The sequence below is a fragment of the Streptomyces sp. NPDC047000 genome (assembly GCF_040644295.1).
Taxonomy (GTDB): Bacteria; Actinomycetota; Actinomycetes; order Streptomycetales; family Streptomycetaceae; genus Streptomyces.
Map to the genome: position 1 here is coordinate 1 of NZ_JBEYWE010000045.1, position 13,918 is coordinate 13,918.

The 13,918-nt window shown below is 74.3% G+C and carries 11 protein-coding genes; 9 read left to right on the plus strand and 2 right to left on the minus strand.

The features are described from left to right. Positions 1 to 124 precede the first annotated feature (124 nt). Both ppdK and ABZ862_RS36655 read right to left on the minus strand, forming a co-directional pair. Positions 125 to 2,809 carry a pyruvate, phosphate dikinase gene (gene ppdK / locus ABZ862_RS36650; RefSeq protein ID WP_360968365.1) on the minus strand — a complete coding sequence of 895 codons (2,685 nt, stop codon included), beginning with the start codon at positions 2,807 to 2,809 and terminating at the stop codon, positions 125 to 127. Between the two features lie 15 nt (positions 2,810 to 2,824). After that, entirely contained in the window at positions 2,825 to 3,724 is a 900-nt protein-coding gene (locus ABZ862_RS36655; RefSeq protein WP_360968368.1) for a universal stress protein, read from the minus strand. A 1,159-nt stretch (positions 3,725 to 4,883) separates the two neighbouring features. On the opposite strand from ABZ862_RS36655, the gene ABZ862_RS36660 reads away from it, so the two are divergent. The 9 genes from ABZ862_RS36660 to ABZ862_RS36700 all read left to right on the plus strand — a co-directional run bounded on the left by ABZ862_RS36660 (position 4,884) and on the right by ABZ862_RS36700 (position 13,897). After that, positions 4,884 to 5,387, plus strand: a complete 504-nt coding sequence (locus ABZ862_RS36660; RefSeq protein WP_360968370.1) for a hydrogenase maturation protease — start codon at positions 4,884 to 4,886, stop codon at positions 5,385 to 5,387. After that, positions 5,384 to 7,675 carry a carbamoyltransferase HypF gene (gene hypF, locus ABZ862_RS36665; protein WP_360968373.1) on the plus strand — a complete coding sequence of 764 codons (2,292 nt, stop codon included), beginning with the start codon at positions 5,384 to 5,386 and terminating at the stop codon, positions 7,673 to 7,675. The genes ABZ862_RS36660 and hypF overlap by 4 nt, the downstream gene beginning before the upstream one ends. Positions 7,676 to 7,681: 6 nt before the next feature. Further along, positions 7,682 to 7,939 (plus strand): HypC/HybG/HupF family hydrogenase formation chaperone, encoded by a 258-nt coding sequence (locus ABZ862_RS36670; protein ID WP_360968376.1) that lies wholly within the window; start codon positions 7,682 to 7,684, stop codon positions 7,937 to 7,939. Positions 7,940 to 8,664: 725 nt separating this feature from the next. Continuing rightward, positions 8,665 to 9,864, plus strand: coding sequence for a 4Fe-4S dicluster domain-containing protein (locus ABZ862_RS36675; protein WP_360968379.1), 1,200 nt, complete (start codon positions 8,665 to 8,667; stop codon positions 9,862 to 9,864). Continuing rightward, positions 9,864 to 10,328: a cyclic nucleotide-binding domain-containing protein gene (locus tag ABZ862_RS36680; protein WP_360968382.1), complete on the plus strand. Its 465-nt coding sequence runs from the start codon at positions 9,864 to 9,866 to the stop codon at positions 10,326 to 10,328. The genes ABZ862_RS36675 and ABZ862_RS36680 overlap by 1 nt, the downstream gene beginning before the upstream one ends. Then, complete coding sequence (locus ABZ862_RS36685; RefSeq protein ID WP_360968384.1) at positions 10,325 to 11,131, plus strand: FAD/NAD(P)-binding protein; 807 nt, start codon at positions 10,325 to 10,327, stop codon at positions 11,129 to 11,131. The genes ABZ862_RS36680 and ABZ862_RS36685 overlap by 4 nt, the downstream gene beginning before the upstream one ends. After that, positions 11,131 to 11,883 carry an oxidoreductase gene (locus ABZ862_RS36690; protein WP_360968387.1) on the plus strand — a complete coding sequence of 251 codons (753 nt, stop codon included), beginning with the start codon at positions 11,131 to 11,133 and terminating at the stop codon, positions 11,881 to 11,883. The genes ABZ862_RS36685 and ABZ862_RS36690 overlap by 1 nt, the downstream gene beginning before the upstream one ends. 12 nt (positions 11,884 to 11,895) lie before the next feature. Continuing rightward, positions 11,896 to 13,281, plus strand: coding sequence for a Ni/Fe hydrogenase subunit alpha (locus ABZ862_RS36695; protein ID WP_360968390.1), 1,386 nt, complete (start codon positions 11,896 to 11,898; stop codon positions 13,279 to 13,281). Further along, complete coding sequence (locus ABZ862_RS36700; protein ID WP_360968393.1) at positions 13,274 to 13,897, plus strand: CBS domain-containing protein; 624 nt, start codon at positions 13,274 to 13,276, stop codon at positions 13,895 to 13,897. Before ABZ862_RS36695 ends, ABZ862_RS36700 begins: the two co-directional genes overlap by 8 nt. Positions 13,898 to 13,918: the final 21 nt, after the last annotated feature.

The window sequence follows — 13,918 nt, forward strand, 5'->3', positions numbered from 1 at the left end:
CGCTGATGCAGACGCTGGTCATCCCGATCGTCCCCGAACTGCCCCGGTACCTGGACGCGTCGGCGGCCACCCGGCCTGGTGACACCCTCCCTGGTGTCACCGGCTGGGGGTCATCTCCCGGATGTCAACGGGAGTCGCTCTTGCCGGTCCCGTCCTCCAGGGCGGCCCGGCCGGCCTCGAGGCGCGCCGCCGGGATACGGAACGGCGAGCAGGAGACGTAGTCGAGGCCCGCCTTGTGGAAGAAGTGGATGGACTCGGGGTCGCCGCCGTGCTCGCCGCAGACGCCGGTGTGGAAGCCGGGCTTGACGGTGCGCGCGGCCTTGACGGCCATCTCGACCAGCTGGCCCACACCCTCCTGGTCGAGGGACTCGAACGGCGAGACCGAGAAGATCCCGTGGTCCATGTAGAGCGGGAAGAAGGATCCCTCGGCGTCGTCGCGGGACAGGCCCCACGTGGTCTGGGTGAGGTCGTTGGTGCCGAAGGAGAAGAAGTCCGCGGCCTGGACGATCTTGCCCGCGGTGAGCGCGGCGCGCGGCAGCTCGATCATGGTGCCGATCGGGCAGTCGAGCGTCCGGCCGGTCTCCTCGGTGACCTCGGCGAGGACACGTTCGGCCTCGGCGCGGGCCAGCTTCAGCTCCTCGACCGTCCCGACCAGCGGGATCATGATCTCGGCGCGCGGGGTGCCGCCGTCGGCCAGCCGCTGGGCGACGGCCTCGGCGATGGCGCGGCACTGCATGGCCATCAGGCCGGGCACGGCCAGGCCGAGCCGCACACCGCGCAGCCCGAGCATCGGGTTCATCTCGTGCATGCGCTCGACCGCGGTGAGCAGTTCGCGGTCGCGCGGGTCCGGGTTCTCGGTGCGGGCCAGGCGGACGGACAGTTCCACCAGGTCGGGCAGGAACTCGTGCAGCGGCGGGTCGATGAGACGGATCGTCACCGGGAGGCCGTCCATCGCGGTCAGGATGCCGACGAAGTCCTCGCGCTGCATCGGCAGCAGGGCGTCCAGCGCCTCCTTGCGCGCCTCGTCGTCGCGGGCCAGGATCATGGCCTCGACGAGTTCCCGGCGCTCGCCGAGGAACATGTGCTCGGTGCGGCACAGACCGATGCCCTGGGCGCCGAGCGCACGGGCGCGTACGGCGTCCTCGGGGGTGTCGGCGTTGGCCCGCACCTCCAGGCGGCGCACCTGGTCGGCCTCGGTGAGCGCTTCGAGCACGGCGTCGGTGAGCCGGCCGGACGACGTGCCGGACTCCAGGGCCTCGCCGACGATGGACGCGGTCAGCGGGAGCGAGCCGAGGTGGACGGTGCCGGCGGTGCCGTCGACGGAGACGACGTCGCCCTCGGAGACGACCACGCCCTCGGCGGTGGTGAACTTCCTGCCCTCGATGTCCACGGTAAGCGCCTCGGCGCCGCAGACGCAGACCTTGCCCATGCCGCGCGCGACGACGGCGGCGTGGCTGGTCTTGCCGCCGCGGCTGGTCAGCACGGCCTCGGCGGCGATCATGCCGGGCAGGTCGTCGGGGGTGGTCTCGCGGCGCACCAGGATGACGTGCTTGCCCTCGCCGGCCTGCTTGACGGCCTCGGCGGAGGAGAAGACGACGGCGCCCACGGCCGCGCCGGGCGAGGCGGCCACGCCGTGCGCCAGCGGTACGTCGGAGTTGGTGTCGAAGCGGGGGAACATCAGGCGGGTCAGCGCGGTGCCGTCGACCCGGTTGAGGGCCTCGGCCGCGTTGATCATGCCCTCGTCGCGCAGGTCGCGCGCCACGCAGAAGGCCGCCTCTGCGGTGCGCTTGCCGATCCGGGTCTGCAGGATCCACAGCTTGCCGCGCTCGACGGTGAACTCCACGTCGCACATGTCGCGGTAGTGGTCCTCGAGCTTGTGCAGCGTGCTCATCAGCTCGTCGTACGCCTGCTTGTCGAGCTTCTCCAGCTCGATCAGCGGCAGCGCGTCGCGGACGCCCGCGACGACGTCCTCGCCCTGCGCGTCGGGCAGGTAGTCGCCGTACACGCCCTTGTCGCCGGTGGCGGGGTTGCGGGTGAAGGCGACACCGGTGCCGGAGTCGTCGCCCTTGTTGCCGAAGACCATCACCTGGACGTTGACGGCGGTGCCGAGGTCCTCGGAGATGTGCTCGCGCATGCGGTAGATGTGGGCGCGCTCGCCGTTCCAGGAGTTGAAGACCGCCATGATGGCGCGGTGCATCTGCACCTTCGGGTCCTGCGGGAACTCCTCGCCGGTCTCCCGGAGGACGATCTGCTTGAACTCCTCGGTGAGGGCGACGAAGTCCTCGGTGTCGAGGTCGTGGTCGGTGGCCACGCCCTTCTGCTCCTTGTGGGCGGCGATGGCCTCCTCGAAGTGGTCGCCGTCGACCCCCATCACGGTACGGCCGAACATCTGCACGAGACGGCGGTAGGAGTCCCAGGCGAACCGCTCGTTCCCGGACGCCTTGGCGATCCCGGTGACGGAGTGGTCGTTGAGGCCGATGTCGAGAATGGTCTCCATCATGCCCGGCATGGAGAACTTGGCGCCGGAGCGGACGGACACCAGCAGGGGGTCGCCGGCCTCGCCCAGGTGACGGCCCATGACGTCCTCGAGACGGGTCAGCGCGGCGGCGACCTCGCCCTCAAGCTCGGGCGGCTCCTGGCCGGTCCTCAGGTAGGTCCGGCACGCCTCGGTGGTCACGGTGAAGCCGGGAGGCACGGGCAGTCCCATGCGCGTCATCTCGGCGAGACCGGCCCCCTTGCCGCCCAGCAGGTCGGCCATGTCCCGGCTGCCCTCGGCGAATCCGTACACGTACTTGATCGGTGCGCTCATCAGGGCTCGGACCTCTCATTCGTGGGACACGACGGCCACGGGGCAGCCGGCGTGATGGATTACGGAATGCGCGACGGGTCCGGTGCGCGGACCCGTGGGTCGTGCGGTGCTGCGGCGGCCGACGACGACGAGACCCGCCCCCGTGGCCGCCCGGATCAGTGCGGACTGGGCGCTCCCCTCGGTCACGGCCGTGACGGCCTCGACCTCGGGGTACTTGTCCCGCCACGGCTGGAGGACGGCCGTCAGGAAGCCCTCCCATTCGTCGCCCCGCCGCGGTCCCTCGACGAGCCCGATGTCACCGGGGCCGAGGGAGATCGGGGCGGGCGGCTGCCAGGCGTGCACCACCTTCAGGCGGGCCCGCCGGACGCGGGCGGCCTCGAAGGCGAACTCGGTCACCTCGTCGCACGGACGGGTCAGATCGACGCCGAGGACGACGTCGCGGTAGCCCGTGCGGGTGGAGGGGGTTCCGTCGTCGGCGGGCAGATGCTCGTCGGCGGCATCCTCGCCGGCCCGGACGAGGACGACGGGCAGTCCGGCCCGCGCCACGACGCCCAGGGCGACGGATCCGACCAGGAAGCCCGTGAAGCCGCTGAGGCCGCGCGAGCCGAGGACCAGCAGATCGGCACCCCGGGACACCTGGAGCAGGGCGGCCGTCGCGGGCCCCTCGACCTGCTCGTCGTGGACGGTGAGGCCGGGGCAGAGCCGGCCGACGCGGTCCTCCGCGTCACGCAGCACACGCCGGGCGAGATGCCGGGCGGCGGCGGAGGCGGGTTCGGTGTCCTGGTGGGGGTGCCAGTTCCAGGCGTGCACGAGGCGCAGCGGACGTTCGCGGCGTACGGCTTCGCGGGCGGCCCACTCGGCAGCGGCAAGGCTCTCGGCCGAACCGTCCACCGCGGCGATCACGGGCGGAAGCATGTGCGTACCTCCTGGCGCTCGGACTGCTCCGGCTGCACGTGCCTGCTCCAGCATCTTTGCTGGTCCTTTGCCAGCGTCGTGCCGGGCTCGGTATCCAGATAGGGGCCGCCAGGGGTTCCGCCCGGGTCCGTTCGGCCCCCTTCGGCGACCCCGTACGGACGATCAAGGTGGGACCGTTCGTCACCCTCCGGTGCCGGCGTCCGTGCCGCGGGTGACGGGTGGCCGCCCGCGGTACGGACGGTCCGGTGCCGTCCGGGCGTCACCCGGCCGGGCCGCCGGCGGGCACCACGGCACCGGCCGCCCCTGCGGACGGCAGGAGGGATTTTCGATACTCCGCCCGCATTGTCCCGCACCCCGGCGGGCGGTGCATCCGGAGCCCGGCTGACCGCGCCGCGGCCGAACTGTCCTGGGCTCGGGCGACGTTGGCGGTCCCCGGCGGACGGGGTGCGGGTGCGGTCGGCGCGGTGGGCGCGCAGCCGCCCCGATCACGCCGAACCGCTGGTCGGCGGGCGGTTCCGGGAGGGCGGCGGCGCCGGGAGGAGGGGCGTCCGCGGCACCGCGGCGCGCGCCGGTCCGGCGGTGCCGACGCCGGTCGCGCCCGCGCCCCGGGCGGTCCGGACGGCCCGGGCGGATCGGCACGGTGATCGCCGCCGCGACCGCCGAGGCACCGTCCGGCAGCACGCCCGGGACCGTCCCCCGGGCCGCCCGACGGCTCCCCGGACCCCCTCCCGAAACGTATGCGGCTGCAAAGCGACGAGGGCCCTCGCAAGCGGCCGACCGGCCCCCTCACGGCCCCGATGGGACCCCCGGCCGCCCCGCCGGACACGGATGCCGCCCCTACCCGACGCGCCGCGACCAGGCACCTCCCGCGCACCCGCCCGGCACGGAGAACGCCAAGCGCACCGGCTCGGGGCGAAGGGCATCCGGCGTGGCCGGAGGAGGCGTCCGGTGCGCCTGGCACGGCCGCCCCGTCGCTCGGGCGCGCGGAGCGGGTGGGGGCGGCCGTACCGTGAGAAGGGTCGCGAGACGACGTGGTGCGCGGTGCCGTGCGCGGGGTGCCGGAAGGCATGCCGCGGGCGCGCCGCGAGGAGTGTCGGCCCCGCTCATGGGTCCTTCGGCCCCTGTGGGGCCACGGCGCGGAAAGGCCACGGTAAGAGGCATGAGGACGAGTTCGACGTGCACACGGATCGCGGTGGTCGGTGTCGGGAACGAGTTCCGGCGCGACGACGGGGTGGGCTGGGCCGTGGCGGCCCGGCTGCGGGAGCGGACGCTGCCGCCCGACACGGTGGTCGCCACCTGCGACGGTGACCCGGGACGGCTGATCGGTCTCTGGGAGGACGCCGCCCTCGCCATCGTCGTCGACGCGGCCCACGCCCACCCGGGCACCCCCGGCCGGGTGCACCGCCTCGAACTCGACTCCGGACATCTCGCCCCGCCGTCGGCCACCAGCACGCACGGGCTGGGTCTGGGCGAGGCCGTGGAGCTCGCCGGAGTCCTCGGAATGCTGCCGGAACGGCTCGTGGTGTACGCGGTGGAGGGCGCCGACGACGACTTCGGCACCGGCCTCACCCCGGCCGTCCAGGCGGCGGTGGAACCACTGGCGGGAGCCGTCGAGGAGGAGATCGTGCGGTACCGGGACACGGTGTCCAGGGGGCCCGCATGAGCGTGCGCCGCTTCCGGGTCGACGGCATCGTCCAGGGTGTGGGCTTCAGGCCGTTCGTGTACCGCACGGCCGCCGAGCTGGGTCTCGACGGCTGGGTGGCGAACGTCAACGGGCATGTGGAGGGTGAGGTCGCCGGACCCGCCCGGGTGATCGAGGAGTTCGCGGGCCGGCTGCGCGCCAACGCGCCCGCGCTCGCCCGGGTGCGCGGGGTGCGGCTGACCGACGGGCTGCCGCGCCAGATGTGCGGGCCCGGTTTCCAGGTCCGGCACAGCGCGCCGGGGCCGGGCGGCACGGCGGTGCGCGAGGTGCCGCCCGACGCGGCGATCTGCGACGCCTGTCTGCGCGAGCTGCGCGACCCGGGCGACCGCCGCTACCGCTACCCGTTCGTCAACTGCACGGACTGCGGTCCCCGCGCCACGATCATCGAGGACCTCCCCTACGACCGGGTCCGCACCACCATGCGCGGCTTCGCGATGTGCTCCGACTGCGAGGACGAGTACACGAACCCCGGCGACCGGCGCTTCCACGCCGAGCCGGTCGCCTGCCCGGTGTGCGGGCCGCGGCTGTCCTGGGACGGGCTGCTCGGCGAGGCCGCGCTCGGCGCCGCCGTCGAGACGGTCGACGCGGGCGGCGTCGTCGCCGTGAAGGGCATCGGCGGCTACCAGCTGGTGTGCGACGCGACCGACCAGGGCGCGGTGGCCGAGCTGCGGCGCCGCAAGGGGCGTCCGGCCAAGCCGTTCGCCGTGATGGTCCCCGACGTGCCGTCCGCGGGACGGCTCGCCCGGATCGGCGCCACCGAACTCGCCGCCCTGACCGCGCCGGAGCGCCCCGTGGTGCTGCTGGCCCGTTACCCCTGGCACGGCACCCCGCCGCTGGCCCCCGGTGTCCACCCCGGACTGAGCCGCGTCGGCCTGTTCCTGCCCACCACCGGGCTGCACCACCTCCTCCTCGACTCGCTGGCCCGCCCGCTCGTGGTCACCAGCGGCAACCTGAGCGACGAGCCCATCGCCTGCGACGACACCGAGGCCCGCGAGTCGCTCGGCGCGGTCGCGGACGGCTTCCTCACCCACGACCGGCCCATCCGCTCCCGCTACGACGACTCGGTGGTGACGTTCGCCGGCCGCACCCGCATCACCGTCCGCCGGGCGCGCGGCCTCGCCCCGGCACCGCTGCCGCTGGTCTCCCGCGAACCGGTCGCCGGGGCCGGCGCGCAGCTGAAGCACACCTTCACCCTGGCCGGCGGCGGCCACGCGCACCTCGGCCCGCACACCGGGGACCTGGCCGACCTCGCGGCCTACGAGGCGTTCCAGACGTCGTACGACCGGCTCTCCCGGCTGACCGGCATCGTGCCGAGCGTGATCGCGCACGACCTGCACCCCGGGTATCTGTCCACGCAGTGGGCCCAGGCGCAGCAGGTGCGCCGCATCCCGGTGCAGCACCACCACGCCCACGTGGCGGCGTGCGCGGCCGAGCACGGGGTGCGCGGCACGTTCATCGGCGTCGCCTACGACGGGCTCGGCCTCGGTGACGACGGCACGCTGTGGGGCGGCGAGATCCTCGTCGGCGACCTGGCCGGCTACCGCCGGGTGGGCCGCTTCGCGACGGCCCCGCTGCCGGGCGGCGACGCGGCGGTACGGCATCCGCACCGGGCCGCGCTGGGGCATCTGCTGGCCGGCGAGGCGCTGGGCGCCGCCCCCGCCGACCCGCGCCTCGTACAGCGGTTCACGGACCGGCTCGACCGGCCCGAGACGGCCGCCGTACGGGCCATGCTCGAACGGGGGGTCAACTCCCCGCGCGCCTCCAGCGCCGGCCGGCTCTTCGACACGGTGGCCGCGCTGCTCGGCCTGGTCGGCGGACGGGTGAGCTACGAGGGCGAGGCGGCCGTCCTGCTGGAGGCCGCGGCGGGCGACACGCACGCCGTACCGCTCGCGCACCGGCTGCTGCCGGTGGACGGCATGTGGGTCTACGACTCCGCGCCCACCCTCGCCGACCTGCTGGCCCGCAAGGCCGACGGGGAGCCGGTGCCCCGGCTGGCCGCGGCCTTCCATCTCACGCTGGGCATCGTCACCGCGGGACTGGTCGCCCGCGCCGTCGCCGACGGGGCGCCGCGCACGGTGTGCCTGGGCGGCGGCTGCTTCGTCAACCGGCGGCTGCTGACCGAGGTCAAGCGGCGGCTGCACGCCGAGGGGCTGCGGGTGCTGGTCGGCGGGCAGGTGCCCGTCGGGGACGGCGGTGTCAGCTACGGCCAGGCGGTCGTCGCGGCCGCGCGGCTCGCCCGGGAGGGGTGAGGGGACATGTGCCTGGGCATTCCGGGGCGGGTCGTGGAGCTCCACGAGGACGCGGGGCTGTCCATGGCCACGGTCGACTTCGGCGGGGTGCGCCGGGAGGCGTGCCTGTCCTGTGTGCCGGAGGCGGTGGTGGGGTCCTACGTGATCGTGCACGTGGGGTTCGCGATCACCCTGGTGGACGAACGGGAGGCGGAGCGCACGCTGGCGGTTCTGCGGGAGATGTCCGACGCGGTCGCCGGGGAGCTGGGCGAGCCGTTGCCGTAGCCCGGCGGTTTGCCTGGCGGCGGCGGGGGCGGGTGCGGGTGCCCTGGTGGGCGGGTGCAGGTTGTCTGTGGCTGGTCGCGCAGTTCCCCGCGCCCCTGGGGAGTTGCAGTTCTGCATGCCGCAGCTCTGCCGCCGGCCGGTCGCGCCCACGCGGCGGAGCCGCACACCGGCACAGCCCCGCGCCCCTGGGGAGTTGCAGTCCCGCACACCGCAGCTCTGCCGCCGGCCGGTCGCGCCCACGCGGCGGAGCCGCACACCGGCACAGCCCCGCGCCCCTGAGGAGTTGCAGTCCCGCACACCGCAGCCCTGCCGCCGGCCGGTCGCGCCCACGCGGCGGAGCCGCACACCGGCACAGCCCCGCGCCCCTGGGCGTGCTCGCATGGGTGTGCTCGTGGGGCGGGGTTCGTCGGGCTGGGGGAGACTGCACGTATCCCGCTCACGGGACCGCAGTCCGCCCCCCAAGGGGCGCGGGGCTGTGCTCGTGTGCGGCTCCGCCGCGTGGGCGCGACCAGCCACAACGCACCCGCACCCGCACAGGGCCGCCTCACCCGCCGGCAGGCGCCCCGCACCCGCTCGCGAAGCCGCCCCACCCGCCGGCAGGCGCCCGGCGAGGGATCCGGTCGGCTCGGGTGGGAGGGACCGTCGGCCCCTGCCCGGGGGACCTGTGGCGGTTCGACGCTGTAAGGGGAGCGAGCCGGAAGCGCCCACCGACGAGGAGGTCCGAGATGGCCGCCACCGCACACCCGGCCGTACTCGATCGCGACGGGCTGGAGGCCCTGGTCGTCGCTCTGCTGGCGCAGGGCAGGACGGTCGTCGGACCCACGGTGCGGGACAGTGCCGTCGTGCTCGCCGAACTGACCTCCGCCGCGCAACTGCCGTACGGCTGGGGCGTCGAGACGGACGCCGGACGGTACCGGCTGGTGCGGCGGGCGGACGGGGCGGCGTTCGCGCACAGTGCCGGGCCGCAGTCCTGGAAGAACTTCCTCCGTCCGGCGCGGGAACGGCTGTGGAGCGCCGACCGGACGCCGGACGGCGGGGTGGTGTTCACCGAGGAGGACGCCGAGCCGCCGTCGTACGCCTTCCTGGGGGTACGGCCCTGCGATCTGCGGGCGATCGCCGTGCAGGACCGGGTGCTGACCGGCGGACGGTTCGAGGACTCCCGGTACGGCCGTCGCCGGCGGGACGTGCTGCTGATCGCCGCCGAGTGCACCGAGCCGGGCGGGACCTGCTTCTGCGTGTCGGCGGGCGGCGGCCCGGAGGCCGACGGCGGCTACGATCTGGCGCTCACCGAGGTGGTCGACGACGCCGGTCACCGGTTCCTGGTACGGGTGGGGAGCGAGGCCGGGGCGCGGCTGCTGGAGCAGGTGCCGCACCGGGCGGCGGACGAAGGGACCGAGGGCGCCGCGCGGGACGCGGTGGACGCCGCCCGGGAGCGGATGGGACGGACGCTGCCCGAGGTCGATCTGCGGGAGCTGCTCACCGGCAGTCCCGGCGCCGCCCGCTGGGACGAGGTCGCCGCGCGTTGTCTGACCTGCGGAAACTGCACCATGGTGTGTCCGACCTGCTTCTGTGTCACCACGGAGGAGGTCACCGATCTGACCGGTGACCACACCGAGCGCCGGCAGCGCTGGGACTCCTGCTTCGACCTCGACTTCTCGTATCTGCACGGCGGGCCGGTCCGTACCTCCGGCCGCAGCCGTTACCGGCAGTGGCTCACCCACAAACTCGCCACCTGGTACGACCAGTTCGGCAGCTCCGGCTGTGTCGGCTGCGGGCGCTGCATCACCTGGTGCCCGGTCGGCATCGACATCACGGAGGAGGTCGCCGCGCTGCACGCCGAGCGGGAGGCGAAAGCCGGGACGGGGACGGCCGGGACAAGGACGGTCGGGACGGGGACGGTCAGGACGGGGACGGAGGTCCGGTGATGAAGCCCTCGACCACGCTGCGCCTGTCGCAGGCCCTGCCCCCGGAGGACCGGGACAGGCTGCTGCGCATCGCGCGTGAGGCCGATTTCCGCGAGGACACCCGGATCTTCGAGGAGGGTGCCGAGGCGGACCGTTTCTGGATCGTCCGCGAGGGCCGGGTCGCCCTCGACATGCACATCCCCGGCCACCGGCCGCCGGTGATCGAGACGCTCGGCGAGGGCGACCTGGTCGGCTGGTCGTGGCTGTTCGAACCGTATGTGTGGCAGCTCGGCGCCCGGGCGCTCACCCCGGTGCGGGCCTACGAGTTCGACGCCGTCGCCGTCCGGCGGATGTGCGACGGCGACCCCGTGTTCGGCCGGGCCGTCGACCGCTGGGTCGGCCGGGTGCTGTCCCACCGGCTGAACGCGGCCCGCGCCCGGCTCGTCGACCTGTACGGCACCTACGAGACGAGGGAAGAGCCATGACCGCCGTGCCGGTGCCCCACCGTGTGGTCCTGCGGCAGCCGGAGACCCCGGACACGGTGACGCTGCGCCTGGAGCCGGTCGGCGCGGCGCTGCCCGGGTTCGCGCCGGGACAGTTCGCGATGGTCCACTGCTTCGGGCGCGGCGAGATCCCCGTGTCGGTGAGTTCCGTGCAGTCCACGGGCGGGCTCGCGCACACCGTCCGCGCGGTGGGCGCCGTCTCCGCCGGGCTGTGCGCGGCCCGGACCGGCGACGTCATCGGGCTGCGCGGGCCGTACGGCACCGCCTGGGAGCTCGAACGGGCGCGCGGCGCGGACCTGGTCGTGGTGGCGGGCGGCATCGGGCTCGCCCCGCTGCGGCCGCTGGTGCTCGCCGTGCTGGCCGGGCGGGAGGCGTACGGCCGGGTGAACCTGCTGGTCGGCGCGCGCACCCCGGCCGATCTGATCGCCCGCGAGGAGGTGACGGGCTGGGACACGTCGTACACCGGGGTGATGGTCGACCGGCCCGACCGGCACTGGCGCGGTGACGTCGGCGTGGTCACCCAGCTGATGGGGCGGGCCCATTTCGACCCCGACCGCACCTGGGCGTTCGTCTGCGGGCCCGAGCCGATGATCCGCGCCGCCGCCCGTGAGCTCGCGCACCGCGGCATCCCGCGGGAGCGGATCCGGGTCTCGCTGGAGCGGAACATGCGCTGCGCCACCGGGCACTGCGGGCACTGCCAGCTCGGCCCGCTGCTGGTGTGCCGGGACGGCCCGGTCGTGGACTGGTCCGACGCCGAACCCCTTTTGTCGGTGAGGGAGTTGTGATGACACCCACACTCGCCGTGTTCAAGCTGGCGTCCTGCGACGGCTGTCAGCTCACCTTGCTGGACTGCGAGGACGAACTCCTCGCCCTCGCCGGGCAGGTGGACGTCGCACACTTCCTGGAGGCGTCCAGCGACGTGCGGCCCGGACCCTACGACCTCGCCCTCGTCGAGGGCTCGGTCACCACCCCGGCGGACGCCGAACGCGTCCATGTGATCCGCGCGGCCGCCCGGCATCTGGTGACGATCGGCGCCTGCGCCACCGCCGGCGGCATCCAGGCGCTGCGCAACCTCACGGACGTCGACGAGTTCCGCCGCACCGTCTACGCGCGCCCCGAGTACATCGAGACGCTGAGCACCTCCACCCCCGTGTCCGCCCATGTGGACGTCGACTTCGAGCTGCGCGGCTGCCCGATCGACAAGGGTCAGCTGCTGGAGGTGATCACCGCGTTCCTCGCCGGGCGCAGACCGGACGTGCCGAACCACAGCGTGTGCTTCGAGTGCAAGCGGCGCGGCACGGTGTGCGTGACCGTCGCGGAGGGCACCCCGTGCCTGGGGCCCGCGACCCATGCCGGGTGCGGGGCGCTGTGCCCGGCCTACCGGCGCGGCTGCTACGGCTGCTTCGGCCCCTCCGGGTCGGTGAACCTGCCCGCGCTGATCCCGCTGCTGCGCCACGACGGACTGGGCGACGACGACGTGGAGCGCTTCCTGCACACCTTCAACACCGCCGCTTTCGACAGGGAACCCAGGAGCTGAGGAGCTGATGACGTGACACACCGCGGATCCCGTGTCCTGCACGTCGGTTCGCTCTCCCGGGTCGAGGGCGAGGGCGCGCTGAGCCTGTACGTCGACGACGCCACCGTCACCCGGGCCGAACTGCGGATCTACGAACCGCCGCGGTTCTTCGAGGCGTTCCTGCGCGGCCGGTCGTACACCGAGCCGCCGGACATCACCGCCCGGGTGTGCGGGATCTGCCCGGTGGCGTACCAGATGAGCGCGTGCGCGGCCGTCGAGGACGCCTGCGGGGTGGAAGTCCCGCCGGAGACAAGGGCGTTGCGTCGGCTGCTGTACTGCGGCGAGTGGATCGAGAGCCACGCCCTGCACATCTACCTGCTGCATGCGCCGGACTTCCTCGGCGGCGCGAGCGCGATCGAGCTGGCCCGCACCCACCGGGCCGAGGTGGAGCGGGGGCTGAGGCTGAAGAAGGCCGGGAACGCCCTGATGGAACTGCTCGGCGGGCGCGCCGTGCATCCGGTCAACGTCCGGCTCGGCGGCTTCCACCGGGTGCCCTCCCGTGACGAACTCCGGCCGGTGGAGGAGCTGTTGCGGCGGGCGCAGGACGACGCCCTGGAGACCGTGCGCTGGGTGGCGGGCTTCGGCTTCCCCGACGCGTACACCGGCGCCGACCTGCTGGCGCTGGCCGAGACGGACACGTACGCCATCGAGGGCGGCACCCCCACGGTGGTGCGCGCGGACGGCGGTCGCGAGACTTTCCCGCTGCGGGACTTCACCGATCGTGTCGCCGAGAGCCATGTCGAGCACTCCACCGCCCTGCACTCGCGCCTCGACGGCCGACTGCATCTCACGGGGCCGCTCGCCCGGTTCGCGGTGAGCGGCCGGCTGCTCCCGCCCGAGGCCCGCGACGCCGCCGTCGCGGCCGGGCTCGGCGATCCGTACGCGGGTGCCGTGTGCCGCAACCCGTACCGGTCGGTCCTGGTGCGGGCGGTGGAGGTGGTGTACGCCGTCGGGGAGGCGCTGCGGCTCATCGCCGCCTACGAGCCGCCCGGCCGCCCGTGCGCCGAGGTGCCGCCGCGTGCCGGGACCGGCCACGGCGCGACCGAGGCGCCGCGCGGGCTGCTCTACCACCGCTACGGCATCGACGCGGACGGCATCGTGACGAGCGCGGTGCTCGTGCCGCCGACCGCCCAGAACCAGGGCGCCATCGAGGACGACCTGCTGCGCCTCGCCCGGCGGGCGGTGGCCGCGCCGGGCCTGGGCGACGACGAGCTGACGGCGCTGTGCGAGCGGGCGATCCGCAACCACGACCCGTGCATCTCGTGCTCCACGCACTTCCTGGACCTCACGATCGTCCGCACCCCGTCAGCGGCCTCGCCGAAGGCCGCCCAGAAGCCCCCCGGAGGCTGTGATGCCTGAATCGCCGTACACCGTGAGCGATGTCATGACCCACACCGTCATCGCCGTCGGGCGGGACGCGCCCTTCAAGGAGATCGTCGAGCTGATCGACCAGTGGAAGGTCAGCGCGCTGCCCGTGCTGGCCGGTGAGGGCCGGGTGATCGGCGTGGTCTCCGAGGCCGACCTGCTGGCCAAGGAGGAGTTCCGGGACACCGACGAGGGCGATCTCAAGGCCCGGGCGAAGGCGGGCGGACTGACCGCGGGCGAGCTGATGACGACACCGGCTGTGACCGTGCACGCGGACGCCGCGCTCGCCGAGGCGGCCCGTGTCATGGCCCGCCGGCACGTCAAGCGGCTGCCGGTGGTGGACTCCGTGGGGCTGTTGCAGGGCGTGGTCAGCCGCAGCGACCTGCTGAAGGTGTTCCTGCGCACGGACGACGAGATCGCCGGGGAGGTCCGGGACGGCGTCCTCGCCCAGCTGCCGGCCGGCGCCGACGGGCTCACCGTCTCCGTGGCGGACGGCGTGGTGACCCTGGGCGGCGCGCTGCCCGACCGGGCGCTGGTGCCGGTGGTGGCCCGCGCGGTGCGCGCCGTGGAGGGGGTCGTGGACATCAGGCTCGATCTGTCCCACCGGTGAGCCCCGTGGGCCGCGGGACGT

Bases quoted from the DNA above. Each gene is read 5' to 3' on its own strand.
- ppdK (WP_360968365.1), bottom strand. From the start codon at position 2,809: ATGAGCGCACCGATCAAGTACGTGTACGGATTCGCCGAGGGCAGCCGG.
- ABZ862_RS36655 (WP_360968368.1), bottom strand. From the start codon at position 3,724: ATGCTTCCGCCCGTGATCGCCGCGGTGGACGGTTCGGCCGAGAGCCTT.
- ABZ862_RS36660 (WP_360968370.1), top strand. From the start codon at position 4,884: ATGAGGACGAGTTCGACGTGCACACGGATCGCGGTGGTCGGTGTCGGG.
- hypF (WP_360968373.1), top strand. From the start codon at position 5,384: ATGAGCGTGCGCCGCTTCCGGGTCGACGGCATCGTCCAGGGTGTGGGC.
- ABZ862_RS36670 (WP_360968376.1), top strand. From the start codon at position 7,682: ATGTGCCTGGGCATTCCGGGGCGGGTCGTGGAGCTCCACGAGGACGCG.
- ABZ862_RS36675 (WP_360968379.1), top strand. From the start codon at position 8,665: ATGGCCGCCACCGCACACCCGGCCGTACTCGATCGCGACGGGCTGGAG.
- ABZ862_RS36680 (WP_360968382.1), top strand. From the start codon at position 9,864: ATGAAGCCCTCGACCACGCTGCGCCTGTCGCAGGCCCTGCCCCCGGAG.
- ABZ862_RS36685 (WP_360968384.1), top strand. From the start codon at position 10,325: ATGACCGCCGTGCCGGTGCCCCACCGTGTGGTCCTGCGGCAGCCGGAG.
- ABZ862_RS36690 (WP_360968387.1), top strand. From the start codon at position 11,131: ATGACACCCACACTCGCCGTGTTCAAGCTGGCGTCCTGCGACGGCTGT.
- ABZ862_RS36700 (WP_360968393.1), top strand. From the start codon at position 13,274: ATGCCTGAATCGCCGTACACCGTGAGCGATGTCATGACCCACACCGTC.